Raw genomic sequence first — 23,843 nt, 5'->3', positions numbered from 1 at the left:
CAGGTGCAGTCCGGTAGTGGAAAACCGGTCGGGGGGTACGACGCGCGCGTCGTACCCCCCGATGAGACTGCAGGAATTTCGGCGGCTTCCCCGAGCGCAGCGACGACCGGAGACGGAGCCGCCTAACTGATGCGGAAGCTGCCGACCAGGGCGCGCAGCTCCTCGGCGGTGCGGGCGACCTCCTGGCTGGCCTGGTTGGTCTGGTTGACGCCCTCCATGGAGTGCGTGCCGGCCTGCGCGACCTCGGAGATGCTGCCTGCGATCCGGCTGGCGCCCGCGGCGACCTCCGCGATGCTGCGGGACATCTCCGCGGTGGTGGCGGTCTGTTCCTCGACCGCGCTGGCGATCGTCGTCTGGTAGTCGTTGATCTTCGCGATGACCTCGCTGATCCGGTTGATCACCTCGACCGCGCCGCCGGTGTCGGACTGGATCGCGGCGACCCGGGAGGAGATGTCCTCGGTGGCCCGCGCGGTCTCCTGCGCCAGATCCTTGACCTCGGACGCGACCACCGCGAAGCCCTTGCCCGCGTCGCCGGCGCGCGCGGCCTCGATGGTGGCGTTCAGCGCCAGCAGGTTGGTCTGCTCCGCGATCGAGGTGATCAGCTTGATCACGTTGCCGATCTCGGCGCTGGACTCGCCCAGCCGCTCGATGCTCTGGGTGGCCAGCGCGGCCTCGCTGACCGCCTGGCCGGCGATCTGCGCGGCCTCGTTGGTGTTCTGCGAGATCTCCCGGATGGACAGGCCCATCTCCTCGCCGCCGGCCGCGACGGTCTGCACGTTGCGGGAGATCTCCTCGGCCTCGGCGGACGCGGCGGAGGTCTGCCCGTTCGTCTCCTGCGCCGCGTGGGCGATCTCGGAGCTGGTCGCGGAGAGCTCGGTGGCCGCGCCGGCGAGCGTGTTCGCGTTCGCGGCCATCGCCTCCATCGCCTGCCGCATCCGGTCCACGGCCCGGTCCAGGCCCTGCGCCATCCGGCCCAGCTCGTCGTGCGAGGAGATCCCGGCACGGACCGTCAGGTCACCGTTGGCGAGCGCGTCGACGACGTCACCGACCCGGCGGACCGGGTTCAGGATCGAGCGGACCAGCGGGATCGCGAAGCCGATCAGCGCGGCCATGCCGAGGCCGGCGACCAGCAGCATCCACAGCCGGGTCGAGGCGGTGGTGGCGGCCATGTCGGCCTGCTCCTGCTCGATCGCGGCGTCGAGCTTCTCGTGGATCGCCCCGATCTGGTCGTCGACCACGTTGTTCTGCTCGGCGATCTGGTCGTAGCGGTCCCCTACGCTCGCCGGGTTCGCCACCGCGTCAGTGACGAACTGGGTGGTGAACGCATTGAAGTCCGCGACGCTGGCGGCCAGCGCGTCGATGTCGTCGTCGATCTCGCCGGGCAGGTCCCAGCCCTCCGCGGCCGCGAGCGCGTCCAGCGCGGACTGCACGTCGTCGGTCACGTCGCCGGTGGTGTCCTCGCCGTTGGCGGCCCGGTAGGCGTCCACCTTCAGCTCGCTCTCGCGGGTGTCCAGGTGGTTGAGCGCGGCCTTGGTCAGCGCGAAGACGCGTACCGTCTCGGCCTGATCGGCGAGCCTGCCCTGGGACCACATGCCGATCCCGGTGACGCAGGCGGCCACGACGACGCCGGACACCACGATGACGGAGAGGCGTTTGCCCACGCCCACGTCTGCCAGACCAGCCAAAGCGACCTCCTAGGTGAGGGCGGTACCGAGGCAAGGCTCCGCACATGGGCCACATCGGCGGCGTGGCAACCGTCATGAGCCAATCCAGCGCCTTCGTCGGGGAAAACGGGGGTTAGGGCGATTTACCGGGGTCGTTCCGTGGTGCCGGACGGGTGCGTGCCGGCCGCAACCCGGCCGCACTTCTCGGGCACCGGGACGGCAAGGCACGCCCGGCAACCTTCTTCCCGTGCCCGCCGCCCGGCGGGGCGGGAGGAGAAGCCTTGCCCACGAAACGCATCCGGCGCCGCGCCTCGGCCGCGGCCATCGCCGGACTCGGTCTGCTGGTCGGCGGCCTCGCGACGGTGACCGCGAGCCCCGCGGAGGCAGCCTCCTCGGTGTCCGGCACGGTCAGCACCGGCGGGCTCGTGCTCAACGTCCGCAAGGCGGCCAAGACCGCGGCCAAGCGGGTCGGGACGCTTCAGGAGGGCGCCAAGGTCAGCATCGTCTGCCAGGCCAAGGGCAACCGGGTCACCGGTACGGTACGCACCACCGACCTGTGGGACCGGCTCTCCGACGGCGGTTACGTCTCCGACGCGTACATCAAGCGGCCGGCCACGAAGCTGCCGGTCTGCGACCCGCCGAAGCCGAGCCCGAGCCGTAGCACCGAGGGCGCGGCCGGTCCCGCGTGGGTGCTGCCGGTGTCGGCCGCGATGAACAGTGCCTTCCGGACGCCGCAGCGTCCCACGCACAACGGCATGGACCTGGCCGCCGCGAAGGAGACCCCGGTCCGGGCCGCGCACTCCGGCGTGGTGATGCGCGTGCTCTGCCAGGTCTCGATCGGCACCTGTGACACCGACGGCGGCCTGACCGTGAGCGGTTGCGGCTGGTTCGCGGAGATCCGCGACGCGGACGGCGTCACCACTCGCTACTGCCACCTGCTCCGGCGTCCGTCCGTGGTGCCCGGCCAGACCGTGACCGCGGGCGACCTGATCGGGCAGGTCGGCTCGTCCGGTCACTCCACCGGCCCGCACCTGCACTTCGAGGTGCACACCGCCTTCCCGGCGACGGTGGAGAACGCGGTCGACCCGTTCCTGTTCCTGAAGGCGAAGGGCGTCCCGGTGCGGTGACGCCCGGGTGGCCGGGGTGTCGACGACGCCCCGGCCACCGGGCCCGGACACGGCGGAAGGGCCGACGCCGAGTGGCGGCCGGCCCTTCCGGACGGTTCACGCAGAGTGTTCAGTCGGGCTTGCGCAGTGCTCCGGCCAGCGCTTCCACGGCGCTGTCCGCCGGGGACGCGGCCTCCCGGTTGGCGGTCTGCAGCTCCCGGTAGATCTCCTCGCGGTGCACCTGTACGGTGCGGGGCGCGCGGATCCCCAGCCGGATCACCTCGCCCCGCACCTCCAGCACGGTGATGACGATGTCGTCGCCGACCATCACGCTCTCTCCGGAGCGCCGGGTCAATACGAGCATGCGGCTTTCCCCTCCATGGTTGGACGCACCGGACCGACGCGGGACCCGGGACTCACCCCGCGACGGCGAGCTCCGCGCGCACCGGCAGCCCGGACCCGCTGAGCACGGTCTGCATGCCCCGGCGGTTACCCCGGTCGATGACGATCGGGGCCAGCAGGTTCGCCGTGGCGTGCGCGGCGGTGTCACCGGCCGTCACCACGAGCAGGACCATCAGGTCCTCGGGCTTCGGGGAGCCGAGCATCTCGGCGGCTTCGTCGTCGATCTCCGGAGCGTAGTCCGGGAAGAACGGCGACGGAGGCATTACCAGGAAACGCAGGTCGGCGTTGTCCACCGCCCGCAGCGAGTAGAGGAGTCCGTTCTCGTCCAGCCGGACCAGGACGAACTGCCGGTTGTCCGGGAAACCGGGCATCGGAGAGACCAGGTCGATGATCGGCAGATCCAGCAGGTCTGCGTCCATCTCTTGCTCGATCGTGCGCGCGGTCATGGCTTCCCTCGATCGTTCTCGGTGGTCGGTTCGGTGGATGGTGAGCTTTCTGCTAGCGCAGGAAATCCATCAGCGAGGGCTGGATCACCTTGGCGGTCGCCTGCAGCGCCGCCTGGTAAGCCGTCTGCTGCAACTGCATCTGCATGATGGTGTTGGGAAGATCGATGTCCTCGATCTCCGAGAGCTTGCTCTTGACGTTCAGCAGCCGGTCGTCGGCGGCGGTGCGGCTGGTCTCGATGCGGTTGTACCGCGCACCGACGTCGGCCAGATTTGTCTTGATCGTACCAATCGCGACGTCGAGATTCTGAAGATCGGCGTCAAGGCCGGCGGTGTTCGAACCGCGCAGATTGTTGGTGATCGACTCCAGCACGGTGAACAGCTGCGAGTCCGCGCCGTTGGCGCCGAAGACCGTGGCGCCGTTCGCGTCGACCTGCACCTTCGAGTTGTCGCCGACCGTGCGCATCACGGTGCCGGTGTCGCCGACGAACTGGCCGTTCCCGTCGAACGCGCGCTCGCCCGTCGTGGTCCCGCCGAAGACCGGCCGGTCCAGGTACTTCGTGTTCGCGACGCCGATCAGCGACTTGCGCAGGTTCTCCACCTCGGCGGCGAGCGCCTCGCGCGCGTCCGGGGTGCTGGCGGTGCCGGCCGACATGCCCTGCAGCACCAGCTCCCGAACCTTGCCGGTCTGGGAGAGTGAGCTGGTCAGCGCCGTGTCGATGACACCGAGCCAACCCAGGCCGTCCGAGGCGTTGCGGGTGTACTGCTGCACGGCCCGCGACTCGCCGCGCAGCTGCATGGCCGAGACCGTGCCGGTCGGTGAGTCGGACGGGCGGCTGATCTGCTTGCCGCTGGAGAGCTGTTCCTGCAGGTTGCCGACCCGGGTCAGGTTGCCCTGCAGGTTGGCCAGCACCCGGTTGGTGATGGCCCCGTCGGTGACCCTCAGCTGCATCGCCATCGTTCAGACCCCCTAGACGGCCATGCGGTTGATCAGCACGTCGAGCATCTCGTCGACCGCGTTGAGCACCCGGGACGCCGCCTCGTACCCGCGCTGATACGTGATCAGCTGGGTCATCTCCTCGTCCAGGTTGACGCCGGCGAAGGACTCCCGCGCCGCGTCCGTGTCCTGGGTGACCACGGCCTGGATCGCCTGCCGGCGGTCGACCGACTGGGCCTCCACACCGAGGTTCGCGATCATGACGGCGTACGTCTCGCCCGCCCCGCCCGGCGTGGTCGCCAGGTCGGCCAGCGCGTCCGCGTTCGCGGCGTCGAACGTGCCGGCCGTCGAGGACGCCGCCACGAACTCCGGGTTGTCGATCGCCACCTTGATCGACTCGGCGGTCGTGCCGGTGAAGAACGCGCGGCCGGTCACGCCGTCCAGGCCGTACCCGCCGGCGTGCAGCGTGTTGACCGTGTTCGCCAGGTTCGCGGCGACGCCGTCGAGCTGGTTCGCGTACTTCGGGATCGTGGTGACCAGCGTGTCCTGGATCGACGCGAGCGTGCCGCCGACCTGCGCGGGCGTGCCGGAGTCGGCCCACCGCACGGCCACGCTGTTGGCCGGGTCGCCGGTCTGGTTCTGCAGCCGGTCCGCGCCGGTCATCCGGATCTCCCGGGCGGTGACGCCCTGCACCAGGCCGGAGCCGCCGAGGTAGACCGCGGCGGTGCCGTCGGCCTGGATCGACGCGGTCGCGCCGGTCAGTTCGGAGAGCTTCATCAGCTGCACGTCGCGCTGGTCGGCCATCTCGTTGACCGGCAGGCCGGCCGCGGTGGCGCGCTGGATCGTGGTGTTCAACTGCGCGATGTTCTTGGCCAGCGTGTTGACCTCGGTGGCCAGCGCGTCGGCCTGGTCCCGGTTCGCCTTCCACTGCGCGCCGAGCGCGTTGTAGGCGGAGTGGACGCCGTCGACCACGGTGTTGCCCTGCTGGATCAGCGCGGTCCGGATGGCCCGGTCGTTCGGGTTGTTCGCGACGTCGCCGAACGCGCCCCACAGCTCGCCGAGCTGGTGCTGCAGCGCGGTGTCGCTCGGCTCCGCGAACGTGTTCTCGATCGTGACGAACTGCTGCTTCTGGTTCGACAGGTACGAGATGTTCGCGCGCTCCTCGCGCCCGCGCCCCTCCAGGAACTCGTCCCGGGTGCGCCGGATGTCGGAGATCGCGACGCCGTTGCCGATGCCGTCCGAGGTGGACCACATGGTCGGCATGGTGTTGCCGCTGGCCGACGTCATCTGCACGCGCTGCCGGGTGTATCCCTCGGTGTTCGCGTTCGCGATGTTCTGGCCCGCCACGTCCAGCGCGCGGCGCTGGGCGTAGAGCGAGCTGAGCGCGGTGGTGATGCCGGAGAAGGTACTCGCCATCAAATCGCCTCATCCACTAGGCGGGCACGGTGGCCGACGGATACGGACTGCCCCTGCGGGCCGTAGGTCTCGACGGAACCGGCGATGATCATCATGGTCTCGCGCGCGGCGCGCTGCCCGGCTGAGAGCAGGTCACGGTTGGTGGCGGCAAGACCGCTGATCTCCGCGGTCAGCGTCAGAAATGACTTACGGTGTTCATGGAGGAGGTCACTCCACGGCGCGGCCGCCGCGTCGGCGATCTCCCCCAGGCTGGCTTCGGGCGAGAGCCCCAGCTCGACCGCGGCCGCCTGTGCGTGGGCGGCGCGGATGACCTCGGTCTCCCGCATCTGTTCGAGGACCATCTCGACCTCGCGGGTCGCGTGCGCGAGCCACCGCGAGCGGCCGGAGGCGAGCAGTACCTGCTCCTCTTCGAGCTTGAAGAGCAGCAGCTCCATCAGCTCCCGGGTTCGCCACAGGACGCTGGACAGTTCGATCAAGCTCACGCGTGCCTCCGCCTGCCGGACGATGTCCCCTGTTCGTCCTTGCCCGTCGGCAGCACAGGGCCGCCCATGAGGGGTTTCGACCTGAGGATTCCGGCTCGGATGCAACCAAATGGCAACCGTAAGTCACGTACACAGCACCCTGAGTAACAGAGAGTTTCTCTTGTTCACGGTGAACAGCTCGCGCGAGCGCGGGCCTACGCCTGAGGGGGAATCTCATGACTGCCGTCGCCGCGGCCACCGCCGCGAACGTCGCCACCGCCCACGAGCACGAGCATCTGATCCGGGAACACATCCCGCTCGTCGGCCACCTGGTCCGCGACATGCTGAGCCGGGTGCCCTCGCACGTCAATCGCGACGACCTGACCTCGGCCGGCCTCGCCGCGCTGGTCACGGCCGCGCGTGGCTTCGACCCGTCGCGGGGCATCCCGTTCGCGCGGTTCGCCGCCACCCGCGTGCGCGGCGCGCTCCTCGACGAGCTGCGCCATCTGGACTGGGCGTCCCGGTCCGTACGATCCCGGGCCCGCAAGACCGACACCGCCCGGCAGGAACTGACCGCCACGCTCGGGCGGACACCGACCCAGCAGGAGCTGGCCGCGTTCCTCGGCATCGCGGTGGACGAGCTCAAGGAGGTGGAGGACGACGTGCAGCGCGCGGTCGTGCTCAGCCTGCAGGGCTTCACCACCGGCGCCGCGGAGGACATGGTCACCGAGCGCACCGCCGGCCCGGAGGACCTGCTGCTGCACCGGGAGAAGATCGGTTACCTGCACAACGCGATCGAGGCCCTGCCGGACCGGCTGCGCACCGTGGTCAACGGCTACTTCATGCAGGAACGGCCGATGGCCACGATCGCGGCCGAGCTCGGCGTGACCGAGTCCCGCGTCTCGCAGCTGCGCGCGGAGGCACTGACGCTGCTGCGCGAAGGACTCAACACGCACCTGGACCCGGACCTGATCGACCGCAAGGACAGGAAGGACGGGTGCGTGGCACGCCGGCGGGCCTCCTACTACCAGGAGGTGGGCTCGCTCGGGAACCTGCACACCCGGCTCGCGTTCACCGATCACCACGGGGTGCCGATCGCGATAGCGGCCTGACCCTCAGGCGCCGCGCCGCGCCGCCGATTCGTCGGTCGGCGGCACCGCCGGCCTCCGCACGGAATCGCCGGCCGCAAGCCAGAAAAAGTCTCGCGAAATCTCAAGAGCGAGTCCCCCGCGCCGAATAGTCATGGCGTACGGCGCACGGATGTGCCGCACAGGGGCCCGATATCAAGGAGGAATTTCAAATGGGTCTTCGTATCAACCAGAACATCGCCGCACAGAACGCCTACCGGAACCTGTCCGTCACGGACGGTCAGATGGCGAAGTCGCTGGAGAAGCTGTCCAGCGGTTTCCGCATCAACCGGGCGGCCGACGACGCGGCTGGTCTGAGCATCAGCGAGGGCCTGCGCGCCCAGACCGGTGGCCTCAAGGTCGCCGTTCGTAACGCGCAGGACGGTATCAGCGTCGTGCAGACCGCTGAAGGTGCGCTCACCGAGGTGCACAGCATTCTCCAGCGTATGCGTGACCTGTCGGTGCAGGCGTCGTCGTCGGGTTCCAACGACGTCGACGCGCGTACCGCGAGCAACACCGAGTTTCAGGAGCTGGGCAAGGAGCTCGACCGGATTGCGAACACCACCAAGTTCGGGTCCCAGGCGCTCCTCGACGGCAACTACTCCGGCGACTTCCAGGTGGACTGGAAGGACGTCACCACCACGGGTGGCAAGTTCCAGGTGGCGATCACCCAGGCCATGGACTCCACGAGTCTGGGCGTCGGCGGCCAGGATCTGATCGCCGCCGGTGGTGCCGACACGGCCCTCGCGGCCATCGACACCGCCATCGCGAACGTCTCCACCACCCGTGCGACGCTCGGTGCGTACCAGAACCGTCTCGAGCACACGATCAACAACCTGAACGTGTCGGTCGAGAACCTGTCGGCGTCGGAGTCGCGTATCCGTGACACCGACATGGCCCAGGAGATGGTCTCGTTCACGCGGGCCCAGATCCTGTCGCAGGCTGGCACCTCGATGCTGGCCCAGGCGAACCAGGCCCCGCAGGGTGTTCTGTCGCTGCTGCGCTAGGCCACACAACAACTTAATCAACTGAAGATCGCTTTTCACAATCGAATAGGTAGGGGTGGCTGGCAGACGGCGCCGGCCGCCCCTATCCCATAAGGCCTCATCTCCCTACCTTCGGAGGGATCGCCCGTGACCACCAGCGTCAGCGGCCTCGTCAGCGGCATGGACACCAGCGCGCTCGTCTCCCAGCTCATGCAGGTCGAGGCGGCCGGTCAGACTCGCCTGAAGTCCAAGGTGAGCACGGAGGAGAAGGCGGTCACCGCCTACCAGTCCGTGAACACGAAGCTGGCCGCGATCAAGACCGCGGCCGACGACCTCGGCAAGCTCGCCACCTGGCGGTCCGCGAAGGCGACCTCGAGCAGCAGCTCGGTCACCGCGACCACCGCGAGCGGCAACACCACCCAGACCGGCGCGGTCACGTTCGACGTGATCTCGCTGGCCAAGTCACAGGTCTCCACCACGCGCGCCGTCAGCACCGGCGACGCCACCAGCCAGAGCAGCATCACCATCACCAAGGGCGACGGTACGCAGTCCAGCGTCGACGTCTCCGCGGACCGCTCGCTCGCCGGCATCGCCAGCGCGATCAACGGCGCCGGTCTCGGTATCAAGGCGACGGTGGTGGCCCTGGAGGGCGGCGAGAGCGTCCTGCAGATGAGCTCCACGAAGCCCGGCCTGGCGAACGGCTTCACCATCGACGGCGGCTTCGACACCGACATCAAGACCCCGACCGCGGCCAGCGACGCGAAGCTCCAGGTGGGCGGCGCGGACGCGGACGGCGGCTTCGCGGTCACCAGCTCCAGCAACACGTTCGGCAACCTGATCACCGGCACCTCGATCACCGTCACCAAGGAGGGCGAGACCGGTGTCACGGTCGACGTCGCCTCGGACACCTCGGCGATCACCGCCAAGGTGAAGTCGCTGGTCGACGCCATGAACGGCACGTTCTCCGAGATCGGCAAGCAGACCGCGTACAACTCGTCGAACAAGGGCTCCGCCGCGCTGACCGGCGACTTCGCGGTGCGACAGATCAGTCAGCGGCTGCTCGGCACGGTCAGCGGCGGCCTGGACAACTTCGGCAGCCTCTCGAAACTGGGCATCTCGCTCACCCGGGACGGCACGGTCTCCTTCGACGAGGCGAAGTTCAAGAACACCTACGAGGCCGACCCGGACGCCATCAAGACCGCCACCACGGCGTACGCGACCGGGGTCAAGGAACTCGCGGACAGGTCGCAGACCGGCGTGACGGACGTGATCAACGGCCGTAAGTCGCTCATCGACGACATGAACGACCAGATCAGCAACTGGGACATCCGGCTCGCCACTCGCAAAACGGCGCTGACCCGCCAGTTTGCGAACCTGGAGACCTCGCTGAGCAGCATGAAGAACCAGTCCAACTGGCTGGCCGGTCAGCTCGCCGGCCTGTAAGGGGAGCCCAGATGACCAGCCCAGCCCTGCGTAACCGTTACCTCAACGACTCGATCGCCACCGCCTCACCCGGGCGGCTGCTGGTAATGCTCTACGACCGCCTGGTGCTGGACGTGGCGCAGGGCGAGGAGGCGCTGCTGGCCGGCGACCGGATCACCGCGGCCGACAAGCTCCAGCACGCCCAGGAGATCATCATCGAGTTGCGGTCGACGCTGGACATGTCCGTCTGGTCCGGCGCGGCCGGGCTGGCCGCGCTCTACGCGTACTGGCTGGCGGAGCTGATCGGCGCGAACGTGGGCAACGACGCGGCGCGGGCCCGCGCGGTGCGCGAACAGATCGAACCGGTCCGGGACGCGTGGCGGGAGGCGGCCGCGCAGCCCGCGGCGGCCGGCTGAGGGAAACCACCATGAACACCCCGCACGGTACGGAAGAGGGCTGGCGGTCGGCCTGGACGAAGGCGCTCGACCGCCTGGAACTGGACGTCGCCGCCGTGGAGACGATGCTGGCCGACACGCACCGGCTCGACGACACGCCGGTGCCCGACCCGTGGTCGCCGCCGGAAGGGCTCGGCCCGCTGCCGCTGGACCTGCGCCCGCGCGCGGACGGCATCCTCAAACGGCAGACCGCGGCCGCGCAACTGCTCGCCCAGCGCCTGGTCGGCACGCGCCGGCAGGTGGCCGCCGTGGCGAAGGTGGAGACCCGCGACTCGGTGCCGTCCCGCCCGGCGTACCTGGACTGCGCGATGTGAACCCGTACCCTCGACGCTTTTGCACCGCCCCTGTCCCCACGGACCCGCTCCGGGTCCGTGGGGACGCGTCTCTTGACAACTCGACAGCGAAATCCGCAACCGACCGGAAACCCGTGCGGCCTCAAGCCCGCGCCGCCCCGGCCGATGGGAAGGGCACGAGCACGGAGCGCTCGGGGAACGACTCGCCACGGACCGGCGGCCACGCAAGGGGGAAGGAGTCGCTGCCGTGTTCGACGATGTCACGTCGTCAGCGCTGCGTATCGCCGTGAACGGGCTCGCCGCCCGGCAGAAGGCGATCGCCAACAACATCGCCAACATCGAGACCCCGGGCTACCACGCCCAGAAGGTCAAGTTCGAGGAGGCGCTCTCGCACGCGGTCGAGACCGGCCAGCCGACCCGCGTCGCACCGTCCGTCGACCGCTCGCTGGAGCCGACCCGGCTCAACGGCAGCAACGTCAACCTCGACGAGGAGACGCTCTCGCACGTCGACACGTCCATGCGGTACCAGCTGACGCTGCGCGCGCTGGACAGCAAGTACGGCCTGATCAGCACGGTTCTGAAGGGCTGAGGGGGATAACCGGTGAGCACATTCAACGCGATCGGCGTCGCCAGCACCGGCGTCACGGTCTACCGCAAGTGGCTGGACGCGGTCTCGGACAACGTCGCGAACATGAACACGGTCACCCGGACGTCGGAGTCCGCGTTCCGCGAGCGCTACGTCATCGCGCAGGAGGCCGGCGACGGCAACGGTGTGCAGGTCGGCGGCGCCGCGTTCGGCAGTGCCGAGGGCCGGCTGGTCCACGACCCGAACCACCCGCTCGCCGACGCCGACGGATACGTGCGCATGCCCGACATCGACCTCGGCTCCCAGATGGGCCAGCTGGTCATGGCGCAGCGCGGCTACCAGGCCAACCTGTCCGTCGTCGAACGCGCCAAGGACTCCTACAACGCCGCCATCCAGCTCGGGAAGGGCTCCTGATGACATCTCCGATCTCCGGCATCTCCGGCATCGGCGCCGCGCTGCCGATCGCACCCGTCGCACCGACCGCGCCGTCCGCCACCCCGGCCGTCTCCGGCCCGAACGGCGACTTCGCCTCGATGCTCACCAGCGGCCTGGAAAACCTTCAGAAGGTGCAGGGCCGTGCCGATGAACTGGCTGTACAAGCCGCTAACGGCACTCTCTCGGATCCAGCCGCCTACACGATGGCCAGCACCGAAGCGGCGCTGGCGACCCAGCTCACCGTGGCAGTTCGGAACAAGGCCGTTGAGGCCTTCACAGAGATTATGAGGATGCAGGCTTAATGAAGAACCGGCTTCCGGCGCCCGTCCGCCGCCTGACCGACTCGTTCGCCTCCTTCACCACCGGCCAGAAGGCCGTCACGATCTTCGCGGTCCTCGCGCTCGCCATCGGCGGTTACTTCTTCGCCACCTGGGCCTCGAAGCCCTCGTACGCGATGTTGTTCAACAACCTCTCCGGTGAGGACGCGAGCGCGATCGTCGAGAATCTCACGGCTGAGGGTGTCACGTACGAGCTCGCCGACGGCGGCGCGACCATCATGGTTCCGAAGGACCAGGTCTACGACCTGCGGATCCAGATGAGCGGCCAAGGACTGCCGGCCAACTCCGACTCCGGTTACGCGCTGCTGGACAAGCAGGGCATCACCACCTCGGAGTTCATGCAGCACGTCGGCTACCAGCGGGCGCTGGAGGGCGAGCTCAACAAGACCATCGGCTCGATCGACGGCGTCCAGGCCGCGACCGTGCACCTGGCGATCCCGCAGAAGGACGTGTTCTCCGACGACGCGGAGAAGCCGACCGCCTCGGTCCTGATCGCCGCGCAGGGCAACACCCCGCTGAGCAACCAGCAGGTCCAGTCCGTCGTCCACCTGGTGGCGTCCAGCGTCGACGGGCTCGACCCGACCGCGGTGACCGTGGCCGACTCGTCCGGCAAGGTGCTCTCCGCCGGGGACGGCACCACGGTCGGCGCGGGCAGCGGCGACGGCGACCAGAAGACCGCCGCGTTCCAGACCCAGATGAACAACAAGATCCAGGCGATGCTGGACAAGGTGCTCGGCCCGGGCAACTCGACCGTCACCACCACCGCGGACCTGGACTTCGACAACACCGAGACCAAGACCACGAAGTACAGCTTCGACCCGACCGTGCCGGCGCTGTCGGAGTCGAACAGCCGGGAGACGTACGCGAACGGTGGCAACACCGCGGCCGGCGTGCTCGGCCCGGACAACATCCAGGTGCCGAACGGCAACGCGAACGGCGCGAACGGCTCCTACGAGTCGACCACGTCCACCAAGAACAACGCGGTCAACAAGACCGAGGAGGTCCGCAAGGCCGCCGGTGGCGCGCTGAAGAAGCTCAACATGGGCGTCATCATCAACAGCGCGGCCGCGGGCGGCATGGACCCGGCCGAGGTGGAGAAGCTGGTCGCGTCCGCGGCCGGCATCGACACCACCCGCGGTGACACGCTCGCGGTGTCGGCCGTGCCGTTCGACACCTCGGCCGCGGACGCCGCCTCCGCGTCGCTGACCCAGGCGACCAACGCGGAGAAGCAGGCCACCTACCTGTCGCTGGCCAAGACCGGCGCGGTCGTGCTGATCCTGCTGATCCTGGTGTTCGTGGCGTGGCGCGCCGGCCGGAAGGCCCGCCGCCAGCGCCTGACCGAGGAGGAGCTGGCCCGTCTGGCCGCCGAGGAGGAGGCCGAGCGCGCCCGCCGCGCCTCGATGAGCACGCAGGTCGAGATCGAGCGCGCGAACGACCAGCACGCCGAGGACCGCGCGATGCGGCAGAAGGAGATCGAGCGCATGGTCGACGACCAGCCCGACGAGGTCGCGCAGATGCTCCGCGGCTGGATGTCGGAGCGCAGGTAGTGGACCACAGGCCCGGCCGGGGAGACCCCGGCCGGGCCTGCCGCATTTTCGCCGAGATGGGGGTGCCGGATGGCAAGCGGAACGATGACCGGCCTGCGCAAGGCCGCCGTGATGCTGGTCCAGATGGACAAGGAGCGCTCCGCGAAACTGCTCGCCCAGCTGAAGGAGAGCGAGGTCGAGGAGCTCTCCGCGGAGATCGCCCGGCTGGGCCGGGTGGAGTCGGAGACCGCCGACACCGTGATGGACGAGTTCCACGCGCAGATCACGGTGCGGCACGCGGGCCAGGGCGGTCTGGAGTACGCCCGGGAACTGCTGGAGGCGTCGCTCGGTCCGGAGCGCGCCTCGATGATCCTGGACCGGCTGAACGCGTCGATGACGGACATGCCGTTCAACTTCCTCAGCCACGCCGACCCCCGGCAGGTCCTGTCCTTCCTGCAGCACGAGCACCCGCAGACGATCGCGCTGGTCCTGGCGCACCTGCCGTCCACGCTCGCCTCGCAGATCCTCTCCGGCCTGGACGCGAACGCGCAGTCCGACGTCGCGCACCGGATCGCGAAGATGGACCGCACCTCCCCCGAGGTCATCCGGCAGGTCGAGATCGCGTTCGAGCGGAAGCTCAGCACCGTGCTGCAGCCGTCCGAGCTCTCCACGGTCGGCGGCCTGCAACCCCTGGTGGACATCATCAACCGGTCGGACCGCGGCTCGGAGCGGCTCATCCTGGAGGGCCTGGAGGGCCGCGACCCGGAGCTGGCCGAGGAGATCCGGCGCCGGATGTTCATGTTCGAGGACATCAAGACGCTGGACGACCGCGCGATTCAGCTGATCCTGCGGCAGGTCGAGTCGAACGACCTGGCCACCGCGCTCAAGGGCGTCGCGGCGGAGGTACGCGACAAGGTCGTGCGCAACCTCTCCGAGCGGGCCCGGGAGAACCTGCTCGAGGAGATCGACCTGCTCGGCCCGGTCCGGTTGCGGATGGTCGAGGAGGCGCAGACGAAGATCGTCCAGGTCATCCGGGCGCTGGAGGACTCCGGACAGATCGAGATCCAGCGGGGCGGCGGTGACGCGGAGGATGAGCTCATCGCCTGACCCGGTCATCCGGGCCGAGAACGCCGGTCACGTCGCGGCCGCGCGGTTCGACATCGACCTGCGCCACGAGGCGCCGGTGCCGGCCGAGGCGGTGGAACGGGCCCGGACCGCGGCCCGCACCGCCGGCTACGCCGAGGGCTGGGCGCAGGGCCAGCAGGCCGCCGCGGTCGCCGCGCACGCCGCGCGCGATCAGGCCGAGGCCGCGCACCGCGTGCACGAGGCCAGGCGGGAGGCCGCGCTGGCCTCCGCGGTGGCCGCGATCGGCGCGGCCGTGGCCCGGCTGGACGCGCGGATCGTCCCGACCCTCGCCGACCTGCAGGAGACCGTGCTGGCCTGCGCGCTGGAACTGGCCGAGGCGGTGATCGGCCGGGAGCTGGCGACGGCGCAGAACGGCGGGCTGGACGCGATCCACCGCGCGCTCGCGATGGCGCCGCCGACCGGCGACGTCCGGGTCCGGCTGCACCCGAACGATTACCAAAACCTGCTGACCACCGCTACCGGTGGCGAGTTCACTTATGAGGGCCGGGTGATCCGGATGCAACCCGATCCGGGCCTGCAGCCGGGCGACGCGGTCGCCGAATGCGGTCCCACGACGATCGACGCCACCATCGCGGCCGCGATGGCCCGGGTGAGGGAGGTGCTGGACCTGTGAGCACGTCGACACTGCGAAGCCGGCTCAGCTCGGCGGTGCGCGCGGCGAAACCGATGGCGGTCGGCGAGGTCACCGGCGCGGTCGGCCTGCGCGTCACGGTCAGCGGCATCGGCGCCCGCGTCGGTGACCTGCTGCAGATCGGCGGCGACGACGAGCCGATCCTGGCCGAGGTGGTCGCGCTGGAGGGTGAGCGGCTCAGCTGCCTGCCGCTGGGCCCGATCACCGGCATCGGCACCGGCGCCCCGGTGGTGAACACCGGGGCCCCGCTGCAGGTGCCGGTCGGGCCCGACCTGCGCGGCCGGGTGCTGGACGGGCTGGGCCGGCCGATGGACGGCGGCCCGCCGCTGCGCGGTGAGCGGGTCAGCATCGACGCGGTGCCACCGTCCGCGCTGGCCCGGCAGACCGTGGACCGCCCGATGCCGCTCGGCGTGCGGGTGCTGGACACGCTGATCCCGCTCGGCCGGGGCCAGCGGATGGGCATCTTCGCCGGTTCCGGCGTCGGCAAGTCCTCACTGATGAGCATGATCACCCGCGGCTGCGACTGCGAGATCGCGGTGATCGGGCTGATCGGCGAGCGCGGCCGGGAGGTGCGCGAGTTCCTGGAGCGCGACCTGGGTCCGGAGGGCCTGGCGCGGTCCGTGGTGGTGATCGCGACCGGTGACCAGCCGCCGCTGGTGCGGCTGCGGGCCGCGTTCGTGGCGACCCGGATGGCGGAGTGGTTCCGGGACTCCGGCAGCGACGTGCTGCTGATGATGGACAGCGTCACGCGTACCGCGATGGCGCAGCGCGAGGTCGGCCTGTCGGTCGGCGAGCCGCCGGCCACCCGCGGTTACCCGCCGTCGGTCTTCGGCATGATGGCGTCGCTGCTGGAACGCGCCGGCCCGGGCGCGATCGGCAGCATCACCGCGCTCTACACGGTGCTGGTCGAGGGCGACGACCACAACGAGCCGATCGCGGACGCGGCGCGCGGCATCCTGGACGGCCACATCGTGCTGGACCGCAAGCTCGCGACGTCCGGGCACTTCCCGGCGATCGAGGCGCTGGAGTCGATCTCCCGGGTGGCGAACGTGGTCACCACGCCGGAGCAGCGCGCGCTGGCCACCCGGCTGCGCCGGCTGCTGGCCGCGCACCGGGACGTGCGGGAGCTGGTCGAGATCGGCGCGTACGTCCCCGGCACCAACCCGGACGCGGACCTGGCCAACGCCATGTGGCCGCAGATCCTCGCGTTCCTCCGGCAGAGCCTGGACGAGCCCACCCCGGTCGAGCACTCCTGGGCTTTGCTGAATTCCCTACTGAACGCCGACAGCCTGCCGATTGAAGGAAGGTCATGATGAACCGCCGCCACTTCCGACTCGCACCGGTGCTCCGCGCTCGACAGGCGCAGGAAGACGCGGCGAAGGGCGGACTCGTCCGCGCCAGATCCGCCGAGCGCGATGCTCAGGACCTGGCGAAGCGGGCCTCGCTCGACCTGGTCGGCGCGGAGGCGCCGACCGAGGGCACCGCCCGGGCGATCGTCGCCGCCCTGGTGGCCCGGCAGGCGCTCGCCGCCAACCTGGCCGCCGCGGAGGCGAAGGTCGTCGAGGCCGGCGAGATCACGGCACTGCAGCAGCAGCTGCTCGCGGACGCCGCCAAGAAGCGGCGTGCGGTGGAGCGGCTGGCCGAGCGGCATGCCGAGGCTCGCAAGGCCCACGAGATGGCAACCGACCAGAAGGCGATCGACGAACTGGCCGTGACGAACGGCCAGCGGGCTTCGGCCCGGGGAGCCAGTGCGTGATCCAAGGCATCGCTAACGTCCAGCAGCGCATCGCGCAACTGCAGACTCAGCTAGGCCTTAATCCGACCAGCACGAACCCGGTGACGGTCAGCACCACCCGCACCACCACCGCGAGCGGCGCCGGCTTCGCGTCCGCGCTCACCGCGGCCACCGGGTCCTCGCCGGCCACGAACGGCGCCACCGGCGCCGGCATCGTCGAGGCAGCGAAGAAGTACCTCGGCGTCCCGTACGTGTTCGGCAGCACCAATCCGGACAAGGGCCTGGACTGCTCGTCTCTCGTGCAACGCGCCTATTCCGACATGGGCGTCAAGCTTCCGCGCATCGCGGCCGACCAGGCGAAGGTCGGCACCGCGGTGCAGAACCTCGCGCAGGCCGAGCCGGGTGACATCCTGGCGTTCAACCGGCCGGTGGACCACGTCGGCATCTACCTCGGCGACAACAAGATGATCGCCGCGCCGAAGCCGGGTGACCACGTCAAGATCCAGAAGGTGTACGAGACGCCCAGCACGATCCGCCGGGTGATCGACGACCCGGCCGCCGCCACGCCGGTCCCGGCCGCCGCGGTGTCCGGGCTGCGGGCCGCCGCGCTCGGCACCAGCGCGTCGCTGAGCGGTGTGCCGTACGCGGACCTGTTCACGCAGGCCGCGGCGAAGCACGGCGTGCCGGCGAAGTTGCTGGCCGCGGTCGCGAAGGTGGAGTCGGGCTACAACCCGAGGGCGGTCAGCCCGGCCGGTGCGCAGGGCCTGATGCAGCTGATGCCGTCGACCGCGCGCGGTCTCGGCGTCGACAACGCGTTCGACCCGAAGCAGGCCATCGAGGGGGCGGCCAAGCTGCTGAAGTCGAACCTCCGGGAGTTCAAGTCGCTCGACCTGGCGCTGGCCGCCTACAACGCGGGCGGCGGTGCGGTGAAGAAGTACGACGGGATCCCGCCGTTCGCGGAGACCCAGGCGTACGTGCCGAAGGTGAAGGCCGCGCTGGCCGCGCTCGGCTGAGCAGAGACCTCAACCCGAAATATCGCCTTTTTTAGGGAGACGTTCCAGCTGATGACCAACCCGATGTCCATCAACGCGTCGAACGCCACGTCGAAGACCAACGCCTCCGGCAACGCCGCCAAGCGGCCCGGCGGCGACGCCGACGCGTTCTCCTCGATGCTGGCCACCGAGGTGGACTCGAAGCAGCCGGAGGCGCAGCGCCCGCAGACCCAGCGACAGAACGACCGCTCCACCGAGCGCCGTGACCACGACGCGGCCCGGCCGCCGCGGGACAGCCGCCTCGACCGCGAGGCGCGCGACACACGCGAGGTCCGCAACCCCCGGAACACCCGCGACGCCCGGGAGACCCGCGACGCCCGGGAGACCCGCGACGTGCGGGAAACCCGGGACGTGCGGGAAACCCGGGACGTGCGGGAAACCCGGGACGCACGCGCCCCGCGCGAGAGCCGGGAGGCGCGGGAGACCGACGGCCCCCGGGAGGCGCGCGCGGCCGGCGAGACCGGACGGACCGGTGAGCCGGGGGCGGCCGAGGGCACCGAGAAGACCGCCGAGGTTTCGACGCCGGACGAGGACACCGCCGCGTCGGCGGGTGACGCGCAGAAGCCGGCCACCGCGCCGATGGACGCCGCCACCGCGCTGCTCGCGTCCGTGATCCCGGCCTCGCCCGCACCGGCCGGCGCCGCCACCGCCTCGGTCACCGCGGCCGCGACCGGACAGAACGCGCAGACCGGGCAGGCCGTGGCGATCGCCGCGGGCGTCCCCGGGCTCGCCCAGGCGGCCGGTCCGGCCGCCGGCACCGCGCCCACCACGATCAACCCCGCCGAGGGTACGGAGACCGGCGTGCCGCTGCCGGCCGGCTTCACGCCGGTGGCCGACGGCGAGACCGTCGCGCTGCCCGGTGCGCTCGCACCGGCCGAGGCGCAGGCCACGGCCGCACCGGCGGTCCCGGCCGACGCGGCGCCCGGCACCGTGCCGGCGGACGCCACCGGCACCGCCGACCCGGCGGCCGCGACCGTCCCCACCACCACGCCGGCCACCGGCCAGGACGCCGCGGCCGGCGACGGCGGGCAGGGCGGCGACGCGTCCGGGAACGCGGCTCCGGCCGTACCCGCGACGCCCCTGGAGACCGCACCGGACGGAACCGCCGCCGGGCCGCAGGCCGCGCCCGCGCCGGGTCCGGACCCCGCGCGCACCGCGGCGCGGCCGGCCGGCGCGCCGGACCCGGCGCTGGCCGCGGGTGCGATCGCGCAGCCCACCGCGCCGGCACCGGCCGCACCGGTCACCGCGGTCACGCCGGCACCGGCCTACGCCGGCACGCCGAACACGCCGCCGGCCCAGCAGGTCGCGATGCACATCGCACCGCTGAAGCTGGAGGCGGACGGCATCCACCGGCTCACCGTGCACCTGCACCCGGTCGACCTCGGCCCGGTGAGCGTGGTGGCGGAGATCCGGAACGGCGACATCAACGTGCAACTGTCCGGCGGCACCGAGGCCGGCCGGGAGGCGCTGCGCAACTCGATGAACGACCTGCGCCGGGAACTGCAGGACGCCGGGTTCGGCAACACCAACCTGGACCTCAGCTCGGGGACGCCGCAGCAGAACGCGGACGCGTACCAGCGGCAGTTCGCGCTGCGCAACCAGAACCGGGGCGGCTACGGCGGCGGCGACGCGTCCGCCGCCGCGGAGCCGGCCGCCGCGCCGGCCGGGGCCTCGCGCGGCTTCTTCACCGACCGCGGCGGCACCCGCCGGGTCGACACCACGGCCTAAGGGGGACACATGACCACGGGCGCCGTAGGCGGGTCCGGATATACCAACATCAACGACGTTCTGGGCAAGACGAACCAGGAGGCCGCGAAGTCGAGCAACAAGCTCGACCAGGACACGTTCCTGAAGCTGCTGGTGGCGCAGATGAAGTATCAGGATCCGAGCAATCCGGCGGACGCCACGCAGTTCCTCACCCAGACCGCGCAGTTCACGCAGGTGGAGAAACTCGGCGCGATCGCCGACAGCGTGGCGAAACTGGACACGCTGGCGAGCGGGCAGGCATCGATGCTGCAGAGCCAGCTGATGCTGGGCGCCAGCAATCTGATCGGGAAGACCGTGACCGCTAAAGATCCCGCCGGGGGTGCCGACATTACTGGTGTCGTCACGTCGGCGACATTTGGTGGCAGCACCCCGACGCTGAAAATCGGGGACAAGGATGTAGCGCTGTCAGACGTCAAGGATGTTCGTCAGGCCGCGAAGCCCAGCTAAACGCTTCGCGGCGAACAACCGGTCCAGCAACACTCCACCGAACAAAGGAAACCACCTCTATGCTGCGTTCGCTGTTCTCGGGAATCGGCGGTCTCCGTGTCCACCAGCAGATGATGGACATCACGGGCAACAACATTGCCAACGTGAACACGGCTGGATTCAAGTCCAGTAACGCCGTATTCCAGGACACGCTCAGCCAGATGGTTCGCTCAGCCGGCTCACCGCAGGACACGGCTGGCGGGACAAACCCCGCTCAGATCGGACTCGGCGTGAAGCTCGCCGGCATCAACACCAACTTCTCGCAGGGTTCCGCGCAGACCACCGGTCGGAGCACGGACCTGATGATCCAGGGCGACGGCATGTTCGCGGTGAAGAACGGCAACGAGACCATGTACACCCGTGCTGGCTCGTTCTCGTTCGACACGCAGGGCAACATGGTCACGGTCGGTGGCCAGAAGGTGATGGGCTGGCAGGCGACGGACGGCCAGGTCGACGCCAACGGCGCGATCGAGCCGATCAAGCTGCCGCTCGGCCAGACCATCGCGCCGAAGGAAACCGACACCGTGACGCTGACCGGCAACCTCTCCGCGGAGGCGGCCACCACCGACCCCGCGATCGAGCTGCCGATCAGCGTGTTCACGGAGACCGGCGCGACCGAGAGCCTGACGCTCAGCTTCACGAAGACCGGCGACGACGCGTGGAGCGTCGAGCTGCCGAACGGCGGAGGCACCGCGACGATCAACTTCACCGACGGTGTCCCCACCACTCCCACGATCACGCTCGGCGACTACACCGTCGACGTCAGCAAGATGACCGAGTACAGCGGCAAGACCAACCCGAAGCTGAACCAGGTGGACGGTAACGCGTCGGGCACGCTGGCCTCGTACAACATCTCGCAGACCGGTGAGATCGTGGGTGTCTTCACGAACGGCATGAAGTCGACCCTGGGTCAGGTCGCGCTGGCGAACTTCAACAACGTCGGCGGCCTGGAGAAGGTCGGAGACTCGATGTACCGGACCACGGTGAACTCCGGCATGGCGCAGGTGGGCACGCCGTCCGACAGCGGACTCGGCACGCTCTCCAGCGGCATGCTCGAGATGTCGAACGTCGACCTCGCCAGCGAGTTCACCAACCTGGTCATCGCCCAGCGCGGTTTCCAGGCGAACTCCCGGATCATCACCACCTCCGACCAGATCCTCGAGGAGCTGGTCAACATCAAGCGGTAATCACGCATAAGCGTCTTACCCGCCGGGGCGGGCCACGAAAGTGGCCCGCCCCGGTTGCTTTTTCGGAGCCCTTTTTCGCTCAGTTCCCGCAACAGCTTGCGACCGGCCTGCTACCGGGTGATGGCTCACTTCACCGGCGCCGGCGTCGAAAAGTCTTGTGTACAGGCCACGGACGGCCTTCCAGCCCAGCCAAGCAGAGCCCGAGGACGGCCTTTCCGTGATCCTGGTTACCCGCCTGAACGGCACGGTGTTCGCCTTGAACCCCGATCTCGTCGAGCGTGCGGACTGCACGCCCGACACCGTCGTCACCCTGGTCGACGGCACCAAGTACATCATCTCCGAATCGGTGCCCGAGTTCATCGACCTGATCATGGGATACCGCGCCGGCCTCATCGCCAAGGCGCAGCGCCTCGACTCCACTCCGCACCAGCTGCTCGACGACGAGCCCGACCACTCTGACCCTGACCCGGAAAAGACCGCGAAGGTCCTTCCGCTCCACCGAAAGGACCGTTGATGGACATCGCGACGATTGTCGGTGTAGTCGCCTCGCTCATCATCGTCTTCGTCGTGCAGGCGCTCGAAGGCGGCCACGCGAGCTCGATCATCCTGCTCCCGTCGATGCTCCTGGTGTTCGGCGGCGGCCTCGGCGCGGCCATGGCCGGCGGCATCCTGAAGGACACGACCGGGCTCGGCGCCTCGCTCCAGAAGGCGTTCCTGGCCAAGGTCGTCGCCTCGGACAAGCTGGTCGAGGACGTCGTCAAGCTGGCCGAGCGCGCTCGCCGCGAGGGCCTGCTGGCGCTGGAGGACGCGGTCAAGGAGGTGCCGCACCCGTTCCTGAAGCGCGGCCTGCAGCTGGCGATCGACGGCACCGACCCGGAGGAGCTGCACGACATCCTGCACGCCGAGATCACCGCCAAGAAGAAGGCGGACAAGGCCGGGATCAAGATGTTCGAGAACATGGGCGGCTTCGCCCCGACGATCGGCATCATCGGCACGGTCATGGGCCTGGTGCACGTGCTGGAGAACCTGGACAAACCCGAGGGCCTCGGCCACGCGATCGCCGCGGCGTTCGTCGCGACGCTGTGGGGCGTGCTCAGCGCGAACCTCCTCTGGCTGCCGATCGGCAACCGGCTCACCCGGCTCAGCGCGCTGGAGGTCGACCAGATGGAACTGACCATCGAGGGCGTGCTGGCCATCCAGTCCGGTTCCAACCCGCGCCTGGTCGCCCAGAAGCTGCGCAGCCTGCTCCCGCCGGGCGGCAAGCCGGCCGCGGACGACAAGGGCAAGAAGGCCGCCTGATCCATGAGCAGACACATCGAATCCGAGGGAGGTGAGTAATGGCCAAGGCAGCCAAGCCCAAGAAGAAGGGCGGCCACGAGGAGCACGAGGAGCACGTCAACCACGAACGCTGGCTCGTCTCGTACGCGGACATGCTCACCCTGCTCTTCGTTCTGTTCGTGGTGCTCTACTCGATGAGCAACGTCGACAAGGCGAAGTACGCCGAGCTCGCGGCCGGCCTCAAGCAGGGTTTCGGTGCCGAGTCGGCCGCGCTGCAGGGGAACATCTCGCTGCTCGACGGCTCGGCCACGGACGCCAGCATCATGAATATCAACCCCGGCCTGGCCGAGGAGGTGTCCGGCGTCCCGAAGACCGCCACCGAGGACCAGATCGAGCAGGCGGTGGCCGCGTCCGACCGGCAGAAGGCCGCGCAGGACCTGGCGGCCGCCAAGGCCGAGGCGGAGAACCTCGACAAGATCAAGCAGCAGATCGACGCCGAGCTGAAGAAGGCCGGCCTGCAGGATCAGGTCAAGTACTCGATCGACGCGCGCGGCCTGATCGTCACCGTGGTCACCAACGAGGTCGTGTTCGCCGGCAACAAGGCGGAGCTGCGGCCCAGCGGCAACAAGATCATTGACTCGGTGGTCCCGGCGCTGAAGAAGATCCCGAACAACATCGAGGTCGACGGCCACACGAATCAGCTCAACGTGTCGGCCGGCGACTACCCGAGCGGCTGGGAGCTCTCCTCGGCCCGCGCGTCGTCGGTGGTCCGGCGGCTGATCACGGACGGCATCTCGGACAAGCGCCTGATGGCGAACGGCTTCGCGGACACCCGCCCGCTGATCGACCCGAAGGACCCGCGCTCGGTGACCATGAACCGCCGGGTCGACGTCATCATCCTGACCACCCTTCCGGCCACCCAGGCAAGCCTTCTGCCCACGGTCGTCGGCACCAAGTAACTCAC

27 protein-coding genes are annotated in these 23,843 nt (G+C 69.7%); 21 read left to right on the top strand and 6 right to left on the bottom strand.

The annotated features are described in order from the left end of the window. Positions 1 to 122: 122 nt before the first annotated feature. A complete protein-coding gene (locus J2S44_RS21460; protein WP_310416829.1) occupies positions 123 to 1,685 on the bottom strand; it encodes a methyl-accepting chemotaxis protein in 1,563 nt (520 codons plus the stop codon). 260 nt (positions 1,686 to 1,945) lie between these two features. On the opposite strand from J2S44_RS21460, the gene J2S44_RS21455 reads away from it, so the two are divergent. Next, a complete protein-coding gene (locus tag J2S44_RS21455; protein ID WP_310416825.1) occupies positions 1,946 to 2,791 on the top strand; it encodes a peptidoglycan DD-metalloendopeptidase family protein in 846 nt (281 codons plus the stop codon). 109 nt (positions 2,792 to 2,900) lie between these two features. On the opposite strand, the gene csrA is transcribed toward J2S44_RS21455, so the two are convergent. The 5 genes from csrA to flgN are packed head-to-tail and all read right to left on the bottom strand — an operon-like array spanning position 2,901 to position 6,450. After that, a complete protein-coding gene (gene csrA / locus J2S44_RS21450) occupies positions 2,901 to 3,134 on the bottom strand; it encodes a carbon storage regulator CsrA (RefSeq protein WP_310416822.1) in 234 nt (77 codons plus the stop codon). 52 nt (positions 3,135 to 3,186) lie between these two features. Continuing rightward, a complete protein-coding gene (fliW, locus tag J2S44_RS21445) occupies positions 3,187 to 3,618 on the bottom strand; it encodes a flagellar assembly protein FliW (protein ID WP_310416820.1) in 432 nt (143 codons plus the stop codon). 52 nt (positions 3,619 to 3,670) lie between these two features. Next, entirely contained in the window at positions 3,671 to 4,573 is a 903-nt protein-coding gene (gene flgL, locus J2S44_RS21440) for a flagellar hook-associated protein FlgL (RefSeq protein ID WP_310416817.1), read from the bottom strand. 12 nt (positions 4,574 to 4,585) lie between these two features. Beyond that, positions 4,586 to 5,968, bottom strand: a complete 1,383-nt coding sequence (gene flgK, locus J2S44_RS21435) for a flagellar hook-associated protein FlgK (RefSeq protein ID WP_310416814.1) — start codon at positions 5,966 to 5,968, stop codon at positions 4,586 to 4,588. After that, positions 5,968 to 6,450, bottom strand: a complete 483-nt coding sequence (gene flgN, locus J2S44_RS21430) for a flagellar export chaperone FlgN (RefSeq protein WP_307242699.1) — start codon at positions 6,448 to 6,450, stop codon at positions 5,968 to 5,970. The genes flgK and flgN overlap by 1 nt, the downstream gene beginning before the upstream one ends. A 215-nt stretch (positions 6,451 to 6,665) precedes the next feature. Between flgN and J2S44_RS21425 the strand changes: the two genes are divergently transcribed. The 20 genes from J2S44_RS21425 (at position 6,666) to J2S44_RS21330 (ending at position 23,838) form a co-directional block, all read left to right on the top strand. Continuing rightward, positions 6,666 to 7,541 carry a sigma-70 family RNA polymerase sigma factor gene (locus J2S44_RS21425; RefSeq protein ID WP_310416811.1) on the top strand — a complete coding sequence of 292 codons (876 nt, stop codon included), beginning with the start codon at positions 6,666 to 6,668 and terminating at the stop codon, positions 7,539 to 7,541. A gap of 188 nt (positions 7,542 to 7,729) precedes the next feature. Then, complete coding sequence (locus tag J2S44_RS21420) at positions 7,730 to 8,563, top strand: flagellin N-terminal helical domain-containing protein (protein ID WP_310416809.1); 834 nt, start codon at positions 7,730 to 7,732, stop codon at positions 8,561 to 8,563. Between the two features lie 126 nt (positions 8,564 to 8,689). Next, a complete protein-coding gene (gene fliD, locus J2S44_RS21415) occupies positions 8,690 to 9,985 on the top strand; it encodes a flagellar filament capping protein FliD (RefSeq protein ID WP_310416806.1) in 1,296 nt (431 codons plus the stop codon). Between the two features lie 11 nt (positions 9,986 to 9,996). Beyond that, entirely contained in the window at positions 9,997 to 10,380 is a 384-nt protein-coding gene (gene fliS, locus J2S44_RS21410; protein WP_310416803.1) for a flagellar export chaperone FliS, read from the top strand. A gap of 11 nt (positions 10,381 to 10,391) precedes the next feature. Further along, positions 10,392 to 10,733: a hypothetical protein gene (locus tag J2S44_RS21405; protein WP_310416800.1), complete on the top strand. Its 342-nt coding sequence runs from the start codon at positions 10,392 to 10,394 to the stop codon at positions 10,731 to 10,733. A gap of 226 nt (positions 10,734 to 10,959) precedes the next feature. Then, entirely contained in the window at positions 10,960 to 11,301 is a 342-nt protein-coding gene (locus J2S44_RS21400; protein WP_307242693.1) for a flagellar basal body rod protein FlgB, read from the top strand. A 12-nt stretch (positions 11,302 to 11,313) separates the two neighbouring features. After that, a complete protein-coding gene (locus J2S44_RS21395) occupies positions 11,314 to 11,712 on the top strand; it encodes a flagellar basal body rod protein FlgC (RefSeq protein ID WP_310416797.1) in 399 nt (132 codons plus the stop codon). Next, a complete protein-coding gene (gene fliE / locus J2S44_RS21390) occupies positions 11,712 to 12,035 on the top strand; it encodes a flagellar hook-basal body complex protein FliE (protein WP_310416794.1) in 324 nt (107 codons plus the stop codon). The genes J2S44_RS21395 and fliE overlap by 1 nt, the downstream gene beginning before the upstream one ends. Further along, positions 12,035 to 13,618, top strand: a complete 1,584-nt coding sequence (fliF, locus tag J2S44_RS21385) for a flagellar basal-body MS-ring/collar protein FliF (protein WP_310416790.1) — start codon at positions 12,035 to 12,037, stop codon at positions 13,616 to 13,618. The genes fliE and fliF overlap by 1 nt, the downstream gene beginning before the upstream one ends. Before the next feature lie 69 nt (positions 13,619 to 13,687). Then, complete coding sequence (gene fliG / locus J2S44_RS21380; RefSeq protein ID WP_310416788.1) at positions 13,688 to 14,704, top strand: flagellar motor switch protein FliG; 1,017 nt, start codon at positions 13,688 to 13,690, stop codon at positions 14,702 to 14,704. Then, a complete protein-coding gene (locus J2S44_RS21375) occupies positions 14,688 to 15,356 on the top strand; it encodes a FliH/SctL family protein (RefSeq protein ID WP_310416784.1) in 669 nt (222 codons plus the stop codon). The genes fliG and J2S44_RS21375 overlap by 17 nt, the downstream gene beginning before the upstream one ends. Then, a complete protein-coding gene (locus J2S44_RS21370; protein WP_310416778.1) occupies positions 15,353 to 16,687 on the top strand; it encodes a FliI/YscN family ATPase in 1,335 nt (444 codons plus the stop codon). Before J2S44_RS21375 ends, J2S44_RS21370 begins: the two co-directional genes overlap by 4 nt. Next, positions 16,684 to 17,130 (top strand): flagellar FliJ family protein, encoded by a 447-nt coding sequence (locus J2S44_RS21365; RefSeq protein WP_310416776.1) that lies wholly within the window; start codon positions 16,684 to 16,686, stop codon positions 17,128 to 17,130. Before J2S44_RS21370 ends, J2S44_RS21365 begins: the two co-directional genes overlap by 4 nt. 80 nt (positions 17,131 to 17,210) lie before the next feature. Further along, positions 17,211 to 18,122: a transglycosylase SLT domain-containing protein gene (locus tag J2S44_RS21360; protein WP_310416772.1), complete on the top strand. Its 912-nt coding sequence runs from the start codon at positions 17,211 to 17,213 to the stop codon at positions 18,120 to 18,122. A gap of 51 nt (positions 18,123 to 18,173) precedes the next feature. Then, complete coding sequence (locus J2S44_RS21355) at positions 18,174 to 19,889, top strand: flagellar hook-length control protein FliK (protein WP_310416769.1); 1,716 nt, start codon at positions 18,174 to 18,176, stop codon at positions 19,887 to 19,889. 9 nt (positions 19,890 to 19,898) lie between these two features. Next, positions 19,899 to 20,375, top strand: a complete 477-nt coding sequence (locus J2S44_RS21350; RefSeq protein WP_310416766.1) for a flagellar hook assembly protein FlgD — start codon at positions 19,899 to 19,901, stop codon at positions 20,373 to 20,375. Positions 20,376 to 20,434: 59 nt separating this feature from the next. Next, complete coding sequence (locus J2S44_RS21345) at positions 20,435 to 21,601, top strand: flagellar hook protein FlgE (protein ID WP_310416763.1); 1,167 nt, start codon at positions 20,435 to 20,437, stop codon at positions 21,599 to 21,601. A 217-nt stretch (positions 21,602 to 21,818) separates the two neighbouring features. After that, positions 21,819 to 22,115, top strand: a complete 297-nt coding sequence (locus J2S44_RS21340; protein WP_310416760.1) for a flagellar FlbD family protein — start codon at positions 21,819 to 21,821, stop codon at positions 22,113 to 22,115. Beyond that, the gene (locus tag J2S44_RS21335) at positions 22,115 to 22,900 is read left to right on the top strand and encodes a motility protein A (protein WP_310416758.1); all 786 of its coding nucleotides are present in this window, start codon (positions 22,115 to 22,117) and stop codon (positions 22,898 to 22,900) included. Before J2S44_RS21340 ends, J2S44_RS21335 begins: the two co-directional genes overlap by 1 nt. A 38-nt stretch (positions 22,901 to 22,938) precedes the next feature. Then, positions 22,939 to 23,838 (top strand): OmpA/MotB family protein, encoded by a 900-nt coding sequence (locus J2S44_RS21330; protein ID WP_310416755.1) that lies wholly within the window; start codon positions 22,939 to 22,941, stop codon positions 23,836 to 23,838. Positions 23,839 to 23,843 lie beyond the last annotated feature (5 nt).

The sequence above is a fragment of the Catenuloplanes niger genome (assembly GCF_031458255.1).
Taxonomy (GTDB): domain Bacteria; phylum Actinomycetota; class Actinomycetes; order Mycobacteriales; family Micromonosporaceae; genus Catenuloplanes; species Catenuloplanes niger.
Note: the sequence above shows the minus strand (reverse complement) of the source record. Positions and strands in the feature narration are given on the sequence as shown.